The 15,671-nt window shown below is 50.0% G+C and carries 15 protein-coding genes and 1 tRNA gene; 10 read left to right on the top strand and 6 right to left on the bottom strand.

The genetic code is table 11. The features are described 5' to 3' along the window. Positions 1 to 146: 146 nt before the first annotated feature. A complete protein-coding gene (locus tag JUF10_RS11470; RefSeq protein ID WP_203642410.1) occupies positions 147 to 506 on the top strand; it encodes a helix-turn-helix domain-containing protein in 360 nt (119 codons plus the stop codon). Between the two features lie 330 nt (positions 507 to 836). Here JUF10_RS11470 and JUF10_RS11465 read toward each other — a convergent pair whose 3' ends face one another. Continuing rightward, positions 837 to 1,310, bottom strand: coding sequence for a C40 family peptidase (locus tag JUF10_RS11465; RefSeq protein ID WP_203642408.1), 474 nt, complete (start codon positions 1,308 to 1,310; stop codon positions 837 to 839). Positions 1,311 to 1,459: 149 nt separating this feature from the next. Beyond that, positions 1,460 to 2,416 (bottom strand): linear amide C-N hydrolase, encoded by a 957-nt coding sequence (locus JUF10_RS11460; protein ID WP_203642406.1) that lies wholly within the window; start codon positions 2,414 to 2,416, stop codon positions 1,460 to 1,462. A gap of 150 nt (positions 2,417 to 2,566) precedes the next feature. On the opposite strand from JUF10_RS11460, the gene JUF10_RS11455 reads away from it, so the two are divergent. Further along, complete coding sequence (locus JUF10_RS11455) at positions 2,567 to 3,193, top strand: LVIS_2131 family protein (protein WP_203642404.1); 627 nt, start codon at positions 2,567 to 2,569, stop codon at positions 3,191 to 3,193. Between the two features lie 96 nt (positions 3,194 to 3,289). Here the strand turns inward: JUF10_RS11455 and JUF10_RS11450 are convergent, their stop codons facing one another. From JUF10_RS11450 to JUF10_RS11440, 3 genes are all read right to left on the bottom strand, one after another. Then, positions 3,290 to 3,844, bottom strand: coding sequence for a M15 family metallopeptidase (locus JUF10_RS11450; protein ID WP_203642394.1), 555 nt, complete (start codon positions 3,842 to 3,844; stop codon positions 3,290 to 3,292). Between the two features lie 902 nt (positions 3,845 to 4,746). After that, positions 4,747 to 5,397 carry an NAD(P)H-hydrate epimerase gene (locus JUF10_RS11445; RefSeq protein WP_203642392.1) on the bottom strand — a complete coding sequence of 217 codons (651 nt, stop codon included), beginning with the start codon at positions 5,395 to 5,397 and terminating at the stop codon, positions 4,747 to 4,749. Between the two features lie 28 nt (positions 5,398 to 5,425). Then, a complete protein-coding gene (locus JUF10_RS11440) occupies positions 5,426 to 5,884 on the bottom strand; it encodes a MarR family winged helix-turn-helix transcriptional regulator (protein WP_203642390.1) in 459 nt (152 codons plus the stop codon). A 135-nt stretch (positions 5,885 to 6,019) separates the two neighbouring features. Between JUF10_RS11440 and JUF10_RS11435 the strand changes: the two genes are divergently transcribed. The 5 genes from JUF10_RS11435 to JUF10_RS11415 all read left to right on the top strand — a co-directional run bounded on the left by JUF10_RS11435 (position 6,020) and on the right by JUF10_RS11415 (position 10,455). Then, positions 6,020 to 6,346, top strand: a complete 327-nt coding sequence (locus JUF10_RS11435; RefSeq protein ID WP_203642388.1) for a hypothetical protein — start codon at positions 6,020 to 6,022, stop codon at positions 6,344 to 6,346. A 46-nt stretch (positions 6,347 to 6,392) separates the two neighbouring features. Beyond that, positions 6,393 to 6,464, top strand: a tRNA-Arg gene (locus JUF10_RS11430). A 261-nt stretch (positions 6,465 to 6,725) separates the two neighbouring features. After that, complete coding sequence (locus JUF10_RS11425) at positions 6,726 to 8,084, top strand: MFS transporter (protein WP_203642386.1); 1,359 nt, start codon at positions 6,726 to 6,728, stop codon at positions 8,082 to 8,084. A gap of 246 nt (positions 8,085 to 8,330) precedes the next feature. Further along, positions 8,331 to 8,906 (top strand): helix-turn-helix transcriptional regulator, encoded by a 576-nt coding sequence (locus JUF10_RS11420; RefSeq protein ID WP_203642384.1) that lies wholly within the window; start codon positions 8,331 to 8,333, stop codon positions 8,904 to 8,906. After that, the gene (locus JUF10_RS11415; RefSeq protein ID WP_203642382.1) at positions 8,899 to 10,455 is read left to right on the top strand and encodes an MFS transporter; all 1,557 of its coding nucleotides are present in this window, start codon (positions 8,899 to 8,901) and stop codon (positions 10,453 to 10,455) included. Before JUF10_RS11420 ends, JUF10_RS11415 begins: the two co-directional genes overlap by 8 nt. A gap of 97 nt (positions 10,456 to 10,552) precedes the next feature. On the opposite strand, the gene JUF10_RS11410 is transcribed toward JUF10_RS11415, so the two are convergent. Further along, positions 10,553 to 11,638, bottom strand: coding sequence for a family 20 glycosylhydrolase (locus JUF10_RS11410; RefSeq protein ID WP_236008221.1), 1,086 nt, complete (start codon positions 11,636 to 11,638; stop codon positions 10,553 to 10,555). Positions 11,639 to 11,908: 270 nt separating this feature from the next. On the opposite strand from JUF10_RS11410, the gene JUF10_RS11405 reads away from it, so the two are divergent. From JUF10_RS11405 to JUF10_RS11395, 3 genes are all read left to right on the top strand, one after another. Beyond that, positions 11,909 to 12,229 (top strand): nucleotide pyrophosphohydrolase, encoded by a 321-nt coding sequence (locus tag JUF10_RS11405; protein ID WP_236008219.1) that lies wholly within the window; start codon positions 11,909 to 11,911, stop codon positions 12,227 to 12,229. A gap of 12 nt (positions 12,230 to 12,241) precedes the next feature. Further along, complete coding sequence (locus tag JUF10_RS11400; RefSeq protein ID WP_203642381.1) at positions 12,242 to 13,963, top strand: DUF2075 domain-containing protein; 1,722 nt, start codon at positions 12,242 to 12,244, stop codon at positions 13,961 to 13,963. Between the two features lie 82 nt (positions 13,964 to 14,045). Next, the gene (locus JUF10_RS11395; RefSeq protein ID WP_203642379.1) at positions 14,046 to 15,368 is read left to right on the top strand and encodes a replication-associated recombination protein A; all 1,323 of its coding nucleotides are present in this window, start codon (positions 14,046 to 14,048) and stop codon (positions 15,366 to 15,368) included. Positions 15,369 to 15,671 lie beyond the last annotated feature (303 nt).

Genomic DNA, 15,671 nt, shown 5'->3' with positions numbered 1-15,671 from the left:
ATATTGATTTACCGGGATTCGCAACCCGTTCTGCAACAGTGACGGGCGCAACTAGCCCGGGCAAAGTGCGGCTTGGAACAGTTGTTTGCTAGTCAGCATCTGAGGGAGTGGGTATGATAGGGTCAAACATAAGGGAGGGAAGACGCATGGAGAATTTGTTTAAACAGCAGCTGGTTAAATTACGCCGGCAGAGAAACTTGTCACAGGAACAGTTGGCAAGTCAGCTATTTGTGACCCGCCAATCGATTTCAAAGTGGGAGCAAGGAGAAACGTCACCGGATCTGAATACGCTGGTGAGCTTAGCAAATATATTTGAGGTTGATTTGAATGAGTTGGTTGGGGGCGAGCGGGTAGAAGCTACGGTGAACGACGCTGATCGGGTGACGGAACGCCGACCGACGAATGATGAGATGCGTCGCCATCCGATGAACTTCTGGGAATTCTTCGCCGGGTATTGGTGGTTATTGGTTCCTTTGGCGGCGATTTTTAGTTCAATGTTTCACTGAGAACGTAGGGGAGGTGTCACTGTCGTTTTGGCGGTGGCACCTTTTATATTTTTGGGAGGGGATGGCTGACGAGGTGGGTTGGTTCGTTAAGTCGTGTCCCGCGGAACAATGGCGAACACCTGCGGCTTCTGAAACGCGTTCCACGAGGCAGGTCCCTGCGCTTAACCCCAATCAGCACCAAACCGGTTTCACCGGCTCGGCGCTGATTGACGTTAATGCTCAGGACCTAAACGCCTCGTTCCACGCTCTACCAAAAAGCCCCCGTCGCGACGTACGACGGGGGCACAGTTTATTTCATTTATGAAGGTTGGAACTGTTTTTGAATTCTAACTATTCAACGGAACCGACACGAGCGTAACCAACCGCGTGCCACCATGGGGCGTGAACGGCTTCCGTCACAACACCACGGTTTTGTGAATCGATCATCCGACCGTTACCGACGTATAAGCCGACGTGGGAGATGGAGTGCTTAGAGCCACCAAAGAAGACCAGGTCGCCCTTCTTGATGTTCTTGTAGCTCACATGCTTGTACTTGTTGTATTGGGCTTGGGCAGTCCGGGGAATACTCTTAGAAGCACCCTTCTTGTAAACGTAGCTGGTAAAACCAGAGCAGTCAAAGCTAGAAGGACCAGTTGAGCCCCAGCCGTAAGGTTTGCCAAGTTGAGCCTTAGCGACCTTGTGGATCTTGCTGTAGGACATGGCTGCGGCATTAGCATCAGTGGGTTGCATGATTTCAAAACCTGCAACAGCAAAAGCAACAGTGGCCAGTAAAGTTAAAATAATGTTCGTAAACGTCGTCTTCATAAATGTAAATAAACTCCCTTAATTTCAAATTTGTTTTTAGTATTGAATATCTTTCGATGTGTTTAATACTATCAGGGAGTTGTTACAGAAATGTCTCAAACCAATATCAATCGGATTAAAGGTGAAGTTAAGCTTTGCAACATTTACAGTTAATCGGCTGAATAAGTGTGTGGGAAACGCCGGTGGGCCGCCATTTCAGCCGTTAATGTGATTTGTTGCAAACGGCCTGTCGTGCGCGGAATAAAATTGTAAGTTAAAGTGTCCAAGTCGATGACGGCCCGGTAATGGGTGTAGTTATGGTTGCCTTGATGGCGTCGCGTTGCGTCGTAGGGCAGGATAACTTCGGCTAACCAGTGGAAAATACCGGTCACTGTTTCATCCGTCGCGGCCATTGGGAAAGCACCCCAACGGCGAATCGCGGTACTAATGAAGCGCCGTGTTGGCACGGTCCCGGTCGGCAGGGGAGCACCACTCGCCAGGTAGTCTCGGGCGGCAGTCACGGTCTCACCGGTAAACTCTGAGCCTGCAACGCCGAGAAAGTCATTGAGATTCTTGAGGTGGGTCCCCAGCACCGGCGTATTGGTCAGCACGTCAGCGGGATTGCGCTGGGCGGTCAGGGGGCCGCCGGTGGGCTCGATGACCAACGTTTGCCCACTGCGGTCACTTAAAATCCAGTGGAAGGGGTAGACGTAGCGATCCTGACCCCATTTGCGACTGACCAGGGTCACCCGTGGCAGGTCAGCAACGATTTCAGCGAGCGTGGCGTGTTCGCCCAGCACCCAGTTGATGAAGTCCTGCGGTGTCAGGTTGATTTGACCGTCAACCGGATCATCGGCGTAATCGACGGCCCCGGGCAGATAGAGTTCAGCACAGGTGATACCGCTTTCATTCATGCCGTCAGCCATGAGGTAGGCGGAGAAATCAACGGCCGGTCGACCACCACCGAGAATCGCATAACGCGTGGTCCGCGTGGTGTTCAGCGCCGTTTGCCACTGGTAGTTGCGCGGTAAAAAGACTGGCCGCCAAGGGGTGGTCGTGGGAAAATCCATGGTGCGCGCAAAAAAATGGTGGTTCGCAACGGAGGTATAGGTTAGACTAGTACACACAAGGGATTCCTTCTTTTTTCTTCATATTAGGTTTAGTATAACGTAAATTGACCGAGACAGTGGCTTGTATTCCCGGGGCGAATCTCGTAAGCTAGTAAAGAAGTGAAATACCCGAATTGTGTTTTTAACTATTGGAAGGGAATTGGGAAAATGAAATCAACTTGGAATTTGGTGGGGATGGGCATTTGGCTGCTCGTCCTCATCGCGCTGGTCTGGATGGTGCACGATATGCGTGTTCGCCGGATTCAGCTAATCGTTAAGGAACACCACAGTTTTTCGTGGCGCAACTTTACCATTTCGACGATTGAACTTGTGGCGTGGCTCCTGGTCTTTGGCGGCATGAGCTACACGACCTTTTTCCAAAACGTGAACCATTTAGGCGACCGGGTCAGTCAAACGACGCGTTACGAACCGTTGGTCATCAACACGGGGGATGGCAACGGCTCGTCCTATTACGTGACGGTCAACAACAGCAAGGGCAACAAGCCGATTCAGACGTATACATACCTGACTGAGGGTGAGAAATACCAGGTCAGCAGTACGGACGCCACCGTATCGGACGGGAAGAAAGCCATCAACTTGCCGGCATCCGCTTATAAATGGGATGCCAAAAAGGTGACGAAGTACGATCAGCGCCACCAAAAAGCGTGGGTTGGCGTCATCGAGACGACCTATAAGAAGTCGTTCGTGAACGGTCTAGGGCTGCACGCGGGTCGGTTAGCGGATCGCTTTACGTTGATTCGGATTCCGGATCACTCGTTTATGTTAGACCAATAAATGAATACAAAAAGTGAGTCCGAGAGTTGTTCTCAGGCTCACTTTTTTTCGTCGTACTCGGGGGAGTGACTAACGTGGTGCAGTACACAACTAACCTTAGAAATCATTGGGATTGGCCGCGGCCGGGCCGTAGTCGTCCATTTGCGCATCGCGGTAGTCCCACCATTCGTTTTCGTAGCCGAAGAAGCCGGCATCGCGCATGGCTTGATCCAAAATCTGGTAGTGCTTGTCCTGTAATGGCGTCCGCGGCTGGTCGCGATGTGCGGCGGTCGTGAAGTCGTCGAAAGGTGTTTGCATTTCCAGTTCGTTCCCTTCGGCATCACAGAGTGTGAGGTCGAAGGTCACCCCTTTTTGATGTGAAAAATTGGGGTTGGGCTTAGCCACGAACGAAGGATCGGGATAAACAGCATAAAGGCGTTCCTGAGCGGATACGGGGCGATAGGCGTCCCAAATCTTTAAGCGGTAACCCTGTTCACGCAGCGCAGCGCTGGCCGCCGCTAATTTTTTAGCCGTGCCAGTCCGTGCAATTGCAGTGGTGAAGTCGTAAATCACGTGATGGGTAAAGTTGTCCGGGGTGGCGTAGCGCAGGTCGACAAGGATGCTGGGGTCCAGCGCTTGGACGTTGGTAAAGCCAGTTTCGATTGATGACATGGGGCACCTCCTGTAGTTGTTAGGGTCAGTATACCGGGTATCGTTCAGAAAAGCTTGTGAAAGGGCTCAGTTCGGCTGGAAATAAACGACAAAATTTACGGAGTGGCGACAATGATGTGGCGGTCGCCTTACCGGCCGCCAGATATGGGCCGGAACGGTGCGAACACAACTTGAAGCCTCGAAAGTGCCGAGTCTTCAAGCTTGGTTTTCTACTAAGCCAGTGGGAAAGTCACCCACTAGCTAAGTAGAACGACGCGCCGGGGCCCATATCTGGCGACCTCTCGGCTTACGTGGTGGTTTTGTGGCAACTGTAGGGTTGTGATGGCAGACTGGTTATTGTTTTCCGTTGGACAGCTAGTGAAATTTTGACGTCTACTAGTTATAGCGGTAACAAGCAATTGGAGGCTACCCGTAGTAAGGTAAGTGCGGTGACCAAATCTACTAGCTGACATACTGATTCATCTTATAAATCAGTGAACGGTGGACAAACAAGTTAAATTGTTTTCAGGAACTCAACACGTGTTGTGAGAATGCTCAATCTAAGCCGGAGGCGGCCAGGGATGCAGCCAGCCGTGGTAATCCTGTTAGCTGGCCGTTGGCTAGCTAACAGGATGGGCGACTTTGGAGACACGTGTTTTTCGTGGCTCCAAAGCGAGTCGGAGGACCGCCCCTCAGTCCGGAGCGTCCCCACAGCAGGCGGAATCCCTGGCAGCCGCAGTGCGTCAAAGTTTAACCAACCTGATTTTAAACACAAAAAACGTCCAACCGATCAAAGGGTTGGGCGCTTGTTTTAGTCGGGAAACACGAAAGTCACTCCACTTCCGTACCGTCTATTTTACAGGAAATGGTTAACGACCAGGGCATTTAACGTCTGGTTGGTACGGTGGGCTAGCAAACTTGTTCTAGCGCGCATGCTCCAGCCGGTCCTGAGCGTAAATACCGATGTCGGCGACATGAATGGTGCCACTGTGTTGCTTACCACTAGTCGTTAAAAGACCGACCTTGTTGTAGGCCATGGTGGTGGTACTGTCGGCAACAACGGCAACGCCAAGAACGTCGCCAGTGTCGGCGTTAATGCCGGATGGCACGTCGATGGCGACGGTCTTGGCATCGGCCGCGTTAATGGCGTTGATGGCATCGGCAAATTTACCAGTGACCAGCCGGGATAGGCCGACCCCGAAGATGGCGTCGACGATCAACGTGGCGTTGACGATACGGTTGAGGTCGGTGATCCGCGGAATGCTGTAGTAATCGGCGATCTTGAGCTGTTGCTTGGTCTGTGGCGTGGCGTTGTCGGGATTGCCTAAGAGGTAGATCTCAACGTTGAGGCCGCGAATCTTGAGCAGACGGGCAACGGCGATACCGTCACCACCGTTATTCCCGGTGGCAGCGACCACGACGATTCGGCTGAGGTCGAAATCGTCGTTTAAGATGTTATTGAAGGTTGCCAGGGCCGCGCGTTCCATCAGGACGAGTGCGGGGATGCCGATTTCATTGATCGTGTGGGCATCGTAGCGTTGGGCTTCAGCAATAGTAATGGCTTTACTCATCAAAAATCCCTCCTTCTGGGAAAAAACGCGGCTAGTGGCTCTCTGATTGCCGGTCGTCGACTTCCAAGACACGACTGGAGAGCAACTGGAGCTGAGCGGTAATGGTGGCGTAATCGAAATTGCTGTCGGTTGGTGTGGCCTGTTGCCACCAGTCGTGGAGGACGGCAATGGCCTGTTTTACCAGTTCCTTACCATCCGCAGTTAATTTGAGCCGCCGGTTACGTCGGTCGGTAGGGTCGGTCTCCTTTTGTAGGAGCGACAGCTTGACCAGGTGTTGGACCATCCGCGCCATGAGGCCTTCATCGACGGCCATGGTCCAGGCCGCCCGCCGTTGGTTGAGATGACTAGTTTCTGAGATGAGGACTAACAAATAAAATTCGGTGATATTGACTGGCATTTTGTCGGCTTCCAGAATCTGGTTCATTGCCCGCTGAAATTGGCGGTGGAGGATGGCCAGATTCGTGGTAAAGTCGAGTATCGAGTCTTCCATGAGCCGCCTCCTTAATCGTAATTGCTTAACTTACCCCTAGTTTACACCAGATTGTGTGGAACGATAATGCTTTGACTCGTTTCTTTAGTAGGAAGTGATAGAATAGCAGTAAAACTAATTATGGGAGGCACCGCCGTGTTTATTCAAGTACCGACTGATATGGATGAAGTGCAGATGCGCCAGCTACAATTGAAGCAACAGGGAGAAACGGTCACGGAGGACGTCATTATTCGCCAAGCCGTGCTCGATATCTTCCAAAACTTATTGGACCAAATTGAGGATGGCCACTACGATACCGCCAAGTGGCAAGACGAAACGTTAACGGTCACGGACATCAATGGGGATTTGATGGCCACGGTCAAGCCAAAGGGAGAAACGTTTATCGCAGACTTCCGCAAGAATTCGGACGCCACGGAGGAATATTTGGAGCAAGAAGCCATCCGGGCTGCCGGGGGCCGATAAAATAGTTGGTCACTGGACTAATTTAGGACTAAAATAAAGGTGTTGTGCGCCCTTAGTGTAATGGATAGCACATGAGATTTCGGTCCTCATGATCCGAGTTCGACTCTCGGGGGGCGCAATAGAATAGTAAGTTGAGCTGATGTTCTGGGAAAATTCCTGGAATGTCAGTTTTTTTGTTGTCGGCGATGACCTAGTTAGCAGTGCGTTTTAGGTCTTAGTATACGTTAAACGTAAGGTGGCTTGCCAATTTGGTAATTTTCAAATGGTCAGCTACCCTTTATGCTTGATTGGACTTATGAAAACAAGAGAAATGGCCAAGCATTTTCCCGCAATAGGGTGGTCAAACGACTCAAACTGATGATTAGGATAGGGGTTTGCCATGAATCAAAAAAACGAAAAATTTGGCATTGTTCTACCGATTATTTTATTAAGCTACGTCATGATTCTTTTGGATAACTCGATTATTTTTACGAGTACCGTCAAAATTGCCACAGACCTTCACTTGAATTCGCAAACGTTGGCCTGGGTTAGCAGTGCCTACACCTTGACCTTTGGCGGCTTTCAATTGTTCGGCGGCCGTATCGGTGACGTGTATGGCCGTAAGCGGGTCTTCTTGATTGGTCTCTTGGTATTTTCCTTAGGGTCATTGATGGTGGGAATTTCCACCAGTGCGGCAATGATTATCTCAATGCGGGCGCTTCAAGGTGTTGGTTCTGCTATTCTGGCGCCCACCACGCTGGCGCTCCTGCTAGATAATTACCACGGTACGATGCGTTCGCGGGCGATTGCGGCCTATGGGGCAACGGCCGGGATCGGCGCGAGTCTAGGAATGGTCCTTGGCGGCGTGATTACGAGTGTTTTCTCGTGGCGTTACGGTTTCTTCTTAAACGTACCGGTTGGGTTATTGATGTTTATCCTAACAATCCGGTTTGTTGATGACGGTGCGGGCAAAAGCGGCAATCGGCTTGATGTTGTGGGCACGTTATTGTCAGTTCTAGGGTTATCCGCCTTGGTTTACAGCATCGATGGGACTAGCCATCAGCTGCTGGCTTTAGTCGTTGGCATCATTGCTTTGGGACTGTTCGTTTACGCTGAACGCGTGGTTAAAAGTCCGATTATGCCGTTGCGGCTATTTGCCGATGGCCAACGGAACAGTGCGTATGTCGCGCGATTCTTCTTTATTGGTGCCGCGTTTGCCTACTTTTTTGTCACGACACAGGCGCTGCAAAGGATTTATGGTTTTACGCCGTTTTTAACCGGTCTGGCATTTTTACCGGTAACCATTCCTCAACTGATTGGCGCACTCCAGGTTTCAAGGCTATCTAGCAAAATCGGTAATGCCCGGTTGATCGTTATTGCCGACCTGCTGGTTGTTGGGGGCATCTTGATGACCGCGATTATAGGTATGAATCGTGGCTACTGGGTTGCCGTTGCCGTGCCAATGGTGATTTTTGGCGTTGGCCAAGGACTAGTGCTGAGCCCGCTGACGGCAGAGGGGGTTGCGAATACTGATCCTGAAATAGCTGGGGCTGCCTCCGGGGTCGTCAATACGGTCCATCAGTTTGGGCAATCGGTTGGTATTTCGGTCGTCGTGGCCCTTACCAGTGGTGTGCATGACTTTTCAACGAGCTATCATGACCAGTTGTTGATCATTACGTTGATTGCTGGGCTTAGTTTGCTGGCGGCCCTGGTCCTTCAGGGAAGTCGTAGTCGGCAGCTTGTGCGAGATTTGAAATAAATGAGCATGTAGATTGTCTGTTGGATTAGGCTAACTTATATGGATTGGACGCCATTTAACTTGGGCGTCCTTTTTTTGACTAAAAGTAGCGGCTGGGTTTGATCCCGACAATGAATATGTTGGCCGTTAGAACGCGATGTGCCGGCTCTTGGGGTTGGCAGCGCTTCCGGAAATTCAGCGTTGACAACCAGTCGAAAAGACCTATACTTAATAAGTCGTTACGACCTATCTATTTGGAGGCAGAACATGTACGAATTGTTAATATTAGGTGCTTTGATGTCACGGGATATGTCCGGCTATAAGCTAGGACGGGTCCTTGAAAGCATATTGGTCCCGCGCCGAAAAATTTCAAATGGCGTGATGTACCCAATCTTAAATAAGCTGGCAGCCGCTGACGATATTGTCTTTGTGCCGGCGAAGGCGGACACGCGGGGGAAGCGGTTGGCGCAGATTACCCCCCAGGGACGGGCGCACTTGCACGAGATGTTAGTGGCACCGGTCGCGATGGATGCGAAGCGCGAATCAATCTATCGGTTCAAATTTAAAGGGATGGGAAATGAACCCTTGGCCGTTCAACTGCAGATCCTCAACGAATATAAGGCGGCCGTTATCACGGATCTTGAAGTGTATCAACGGATTTACCTCCATCTGCAAAAGAAGCTAGAAACGGCGGCACCAGATCGCGTTAGTGGCTTGGAATGGGGGATTCGCACTCTGGAACTCCAGATTGCGGAGGGCGAAACGAAAGTAAAATGGACGAATCAGCAGTTAGCTAATTTAGGACCCGCTGAAGTAAATGGAGGAAATCAACAAAATGACTAAGTCATCTCGAAATTGGATTGGGCTGGCGGCCCTTTCTCTAGGGGTCTTCATGGCCTTACTGGACGTTACGATTGTTAACGTGGCGCTGCCGACGATGGTCCGCGATTTCAATGAATCATTTAATAATGTGCAGTGGGTTTTGAACGCCTACTCACTGGTACTGGGAGTTACGTTACTGATTGTGTCGAAGATTGGTGATATGTATGGCTTGAAGCACATTTTTGTGCTGTCGCTGGCTGTCTTTGTCTTGGCATCGGCCGTTAATGGGATGGCGCCGAACCTGCTGATCTTAGACATTGGGCGGGGCGTGCAAGCGTTAGGTGGTGCGGGGATGAATGCCCTAGCCATGGCACTAGTTGCCGTTAGCTTCAAGGGGAGCAAACGGGGCGTGGCGCTCGGTATTTTAGGTTCCGTTATTGGGTTGTCATCGGCGTCCGGTCCCCTGGTCGGCGGTTACTTGGTGGCCCAATTCGGCTGGCGGTCGATTTTCTACGTTAACATTCCAATTGGGATCATTGCTATTATTTTAACCATGATTTATGTTGACGAAGTACCAGACCTGAGTCGAAATCATAAGATCGATTTTGCCGGGATGACGCTGTCGGCGGGGAGTTTATTTGCCCTGATCTACGGCTTGATTTTAAAGGAAAATCATCTAAATTGGAGCTGGACGAGTCCGCAAATGCTGGGCTGGTTTGGCGCGGCCATTCTGTTGTTTGTTCTCTTCATCGTGGTTGAGAGCAAGCTGAAACAACCGATGGTCAATTTGGAAATGTTCAAGAATCCCCATTTTGTCGGTACGGTCATTGTGGCCTTGGCGCTGGGGGCCGGGATTTATTCCTACAACACTTACTTGACGGCTTTGATGCAAAACTACATGGGCTACTCGGCGCTGCAGGCCGGGGTGCGTCAATTGACGATTAGCATCTGGTCCTTAATTTTAGGGCCGCTGACAGGATATTTAGGCAATCGTTATTCGAAAAAATGGATGATCAGCGGCAGTCTGTTCCTGGGCGGAATTGGGTTTCTCATGTTGGCCAACGCGATGACGGTAAAGGTTTCCTTCGCCGAATTGTGGCCGGGGATGATCCTGATGGGGATTACCAATGGGATGGTCAATCCACTCCTGAATAGTACCGGGATGGAAGGCGTGCCGGTGAGCGAGATGGGGATGGCCTCCGGGCTGATCAACGTCTTCCGGCAAATCGGGGTGACACTGGGAATCGTGAGCCTGGGATTGGTCCAAAACAACGTCTACGAAAAGTACCTGACGGCTCACTTTGGTCAAATCAACATGCCAAAGGCAGCGGCCACGGGGATTCATAAGGCGTTGGTCAGTGCGGGACCATTTTCCGGTCACAGCATTGCCTTCAGCAGCCGCATGTCTCAGATGCCATTCGGTCATGCCGTTCAACAGACGGTGTGGCAGGCGTACGCTAATGGTACCCGGGCCGTCACGCTGACATCGGCCGGCATTGTGGTCGTTGGGGCGATCTGCGCCGGCATCTTTATGCGGAATCGGCGAGCTGCGGCGGAGAAATTGGATTAGGTTTGGTTCGGCTTGGACAAGAAAGAATATAAGCGGAAAAGCGGGTACCACTGGGATTGTCTCGGGTGGTACCCGCTTTGTGTTATTGATGGTTAGTCTACTTCGGTACTTCAATCCGCCGAACAAAGTCCACAATCGTCTGCACCGACACATCCTTTGAGTCGTGCCCCCACAGACTAACTAAAGTACCGGTCGTTGTCACATCAGATTCCACCGTTCGATTCTGGTTCTGGCCGTACACGTCAATTTCATTAAATAGGTTTGGACGATACTGGTCGTGTAGATATTCCAAGAAATAGCGGTCGTCGTTAGCGTTGTCGATGTATTTGAGTTGGTAGTAAGTGGCATAGCTGTTGGCATTCACGATTTTTCGGTTGGCAGCGATTAGGTCGGGCACGGACACGCGTTTAGCCTTACGTGAGTTGAGTTGGCGTGCTTCTGAGTGATTCCCAGACTGTGACCAGTAATTGATGACAATATTGGTGTCTAACTTGGGCAGTTCTTTTTTGTACAGAGAGTCATTCCAAATGGTCGTGGTAAATCCGTGCTTGTTTTGGTCGAGGTTGATCTGGTTGATGAAGGTCGTCAGCGATTTATGGGCAGTGCCATCGCCGGGGACTTCGTCGGCACCTAAGATTAGGTCACGGTGCGGCTGGTGTTTAAAGGCGGCGTCTAATTCATGATAGATTTTCTTGACGACCGTGATGGATTTCTTTTTAGTGTAGTCGATGGTCTGTTTGTCGAGCTTAACGGCGCGGTACGTCTTGGGATGCTTGCGCTTTAACTGTTTTAAAATGGCACCGGCATGTGACGGGAAGTCCACGTCTGGGACCACTTGAACACCCTTGGCATTGGCAAACATCACCAGCTTTTTCAAATGACGTTGTGAAAGAACGGTAGCCGAAGCCTTGTTACCAAGGTAGGCCGAGTGAAAGCTGAGATGTTCGTTGTCGCTGAGGTGTAAAACGACATAGTCTAATTTGGCGGTCGCTGCGGCGTCGATGATTCGTTCAAGACTGGGTTCAGATAGGGGATGCCGGCCGAGATCTAGCAGTAGCCCCTGACGGTTATTCAATTGCGACGGTTGGACTGCGGCGTGGGCGGCTAGTGGTGTTTGTAAGATAAGTAGGCAGCTCAAAATAGCGATGATACTGGTTAATAAGGGATGATTTTTCTTTTGCACGGTTGGTTCCTCCAAAGCAGGTTGGATTGAATTCAGAAGTATTAGATTTGTTCGTGACGCGTTACCCTCATAGTACGGGAATTATTATCAAAATCATAGGGACAATTGGGCTGAATGATTGGATAATCTGGTTGCCCTAGCAGTGATTCAGGTGGTTAAGTGTACCAATCAAATGGCCGGTTTAGCGTGAATGCTACTAAACTTTACCAGCTGCTGGATCTTGCAAAATGGTATAATTTAGCTTAACAGAATGTCAGGAGGGGTCGACAGATGGCTGATTTGGATTACTCACAAGTGATACAGGAGTTGCGTGACTTTCGTGATCAACGGGGGTGGCGCAAATACCACACGCTACCAGCTTTGGCACGGGCATTGTCGGTTGAAGCAGCAGAGGTCAATGAGATTTTTCTTTGGCAGGACAATCAGACCACTATTTCTGATCAGCAGACTGCGGACCTGAAGCTTGAGATGGCGGACGCGCTGACATACCTTTACTACATGTGTGACCAGTTAGGGGTAACGCCTAACGAGTTAGTTCAGGCTAAGCATGAGATCAACTTGAAGCGTCATTGGAAATTTGATCAGGATTAGGGGGTCGGCTAGATGACAAAATTACCGAAACCAGTAATTGAGGAAGTTGGGTTTAGTCATCAAGGACTGGCCGACATCAAGGAAAAGGTCAGCGGCAAGCACGTTGAGCTCCTTTTAGAGTATCCAACTGTTTATATTGTTTATGATCAGGAAAAACCGCGGGCTTACCAAGTCTATGTTGGCGAGACCAACGACATTGAGCAACGAACCCGCCAGCACCTAGACGATGATGCTCATGACCGCCAAGATTGGCAGTATTTGGCGAATAGTGCAGAGTCACAATTGCTGGTGATTGGTCACCCGCATTTCAATAAGTCACTGACACTGGATATCGAGAATAGCATGATGTTGTACATGTCTGGTGTAGAAAGTGTTAAGAAGCTTAATAACCGGCGTGAAAATCAACAGAATAAATACTATACCGCTGATGAAAAAGGGGCAATTTTTTCTGCCATTTGGCGTAAACTACACCAGTTTGACCCTGATTTATTTCCGATTGAATCGGTGGTTCGGGACTCGGCACTATTTAAGGCTTCACCCTTTCATGAGTTGACTCGTGAACAGGACAGTGCCCGCGAGCTGATTCTGCGGCGAATCAAAGCCGTTTTTCGAGCTCACGAGACGCAGCAACTGATTCTGGTCGAGGGCGAGGCGGGGTCTGGAAAAACGGTGTTGTTAAGTACCTTGTTCTATCAGCTATGGCAACTGGGAGAAGACTTAAACTATACCGATTTCAAAACGGCTAATATTTACTTGTTGGTCAATCACGATGAGCAGGTCAAAGTGTATCAGAACATTGCTGAGAAGCTAGGAATGAAGGTTGCTAATGTCAGCAAGCCTACAACGTTTATCAATCACCATGACCCGGATGATCCGGTCGATGTTGTATTGGTCGATGAAGCCCATTTGTTGTGGACACAAGGAAAACAGTCTTATCGCGGCCAAAATCAGTTACAAGATATCATGGCGCGAGCGAAGCTGACTGTAGCGGTGTTTGACGCAAAACAGATGCTGAAAACGGAAGGTTATTTAACAACTAATGAGATTCAGAAGTTGGAGAACCAAGCCGCGCAACGGGGTAATCTGATTAAATTCAAACAGCAATTACGAATGAATGCCAGTGAAGCAACGACGACTTGGCTACATAGTTTGATTGACCGGCGCGTGGTGGATAAAATTCCCCAAGACGACCAGTATGATTTGCGAATTTTTGATGATCCTCAGGCGATGTATCAGGCCATTGTCGCCCGCGCACAGGATGAATCGCATGGCTTATCGCGGGTGTTGGCAACGTTTGATTGGCCGTTTAAACTCAGGGACGGTCACAGAGATATGGTCACGGTCGGCGATTTTTCGTTACCATGGAATCTGCAATTGCCATTAGCAGCTGACCAGCGAGGACAAGCGAAGCATTTGGCTTGGGCTGAGCAGCATCAAACGTTGGGCGAGGTTGGGTCAACGTATACGATTCAAGGATTTGATTTGAACTACAGTGGCGTCATTATTGGGCCCTCGGTCAAGTATCGGGATGGCAAAATTATTTTTGACCCAACGGCCAGTGAGAACACTAATGCGACGCGGAATCGGACCATGCCGGATGGCACCATGCGACATGTTGACGATGAACTCTTGCCGAATGAATTAAACGTTTTGTTGACGCGAGGGGTGAATGGCCTCTACATTTATGCTGTCGATGATGAATTACGAGCGGCGTTACAACGTGCCAGTCGTTAGAAAAGAAGGTCAACGTGGTTGCCAGCGTTGGCCTTTTTCATCGCGCAAGTTTATCATAAAAGATAAAAGGACGGTGATTCTCGTGGAGCAAGAATCATTATTTGCAAACCAACAGAATACGCCGCTAGCCAGTCGGGTGCGGCCACGGACGTTAGCGGAATTCGTCGGGCAGACGCACCTGCTGGGTTCCGGCAAGATTCTCCGTGAGCTAATTGAAAATGACCAGGTCTCATCGATGATTTTCTGGGGACCGCCTGGTGTGGGCAAGACAACGTTGGCTGAAATTATTGCCCGGCAGACACAGGCCAAATTTCTACGGTTCAGTGCGGTCGACAGCAGTATCAGCCAAATCAAAAAGATTATGAAACAGGCGGCTAGCGATGTCGCAGTCGGCGAGAAGACCATCGTATTCGTTGATGAAATCCACCGGTTCAATAAGGCCCAGCAGGATGCGTTCTTGCCGTATGTTGAGCGGGGAAGCATCGTCTTGATCGGGGCGACTACCGAGAATCCTTCGTTCGAGATCAATTCGGCGTTACTCTCCCGGTGTAAGGTCTTCGTGTTAAAGGCCTTGGAGAGCACTGACATCGAACAACTATTGACCAACGCGTTGGCTAGTCCAGAGGGTTTCAAAGGAAACGTCAAAATTGGGGATGACGAATTACGCGCCATCGCTGAATTTGCCAATGGCGATGCCCGCACAGCCTTGAACACGCTCGAAATGGCAGTGCTCAATGGCGACAAGCAGGGCGACCAAGTGACGGTCGACATGAACGACTTGAAACAGTTGATCACGGAGAAGTTCGTGCTCTACGACAAGTCTGGTGAGGAGCACTACAACATTATTTCCGCGCTTCATAAGTCGATGCGCAACAGTGATCCGGACGCCGCTATCTACTGGCTGTCGCGGATGCTGGAGGGTGGCGAAGACCCATTGTACATTGCGCGACGACTGGTCCGGTTTGCTAGTGAAGATATTGGTTTGGCCGACACCAACGCGCTCAACGTCGCCGTGAATGTCTTTCAGGCCTGCCAGTTTCTGGGAATGCCAGAGTGTGATGTTCATTTGACGGAGGCCGTGACCTATTTGGCACTGGCCCCGAAGTCCAATGCCATTTATAAGGCCCGGTTAGCTGCCAAGAAAGATGTCCAAGAGACCCGTGACGAGCCGGTGCCGTTACAGATTCGTAACGCGCCAACTAAACTGATGAAGGACTTGGATTATGGCAAGGACTATCAGTATGCACACGACACCAAGGATAAATTGACGACCATGCAGACGTTGCCGGATTCTCTCGTGGGGCACGAGTATTATCAACCGACGGATCAGGGGCGCGAGGACTTATTCAAGAAGCGCTTGGATTATGTCAAAAAGTGGCGCAAGGAACATGAAACGGAAGACTAATTCGAGATTGGGCTGATTTGGGATTAATAGCCATAAATGTGTTCTGTTTATTGAAAAATAGCCGAATTTTTGATTATTGGAGCACTTAAGTAGTCTCTTAATCCAAAATTCGGCTATTTTTGGATTAGTGGGGGTCTTGGACCCGTTGTTTATTGAAATATCGGCTATTTTTGAATTATTGGCGGTCCGTGACCATCTGTTTATTGAAAAATCGCCTATATTTTCAATGGCGAATTCTATAATCAAGTTAGCCACTTAGAATTTAGGACAAAATAAATACACCAAGACGTAGATCTCAGGTAT

This window comes from Levilactobacillus andaensis (assembly GCF_016861695.1).
In the GTDB taxonomy this organism is placed as follows: Bacteria; Bacillota; Bacilli; order Lactobacillales; family Lactobacillaceae; genus Levilactobacillus; species Levilactobacillus andaensis.
This window is presented reverse-complemented; position numbering and strand designations above follow the sequence as displayed.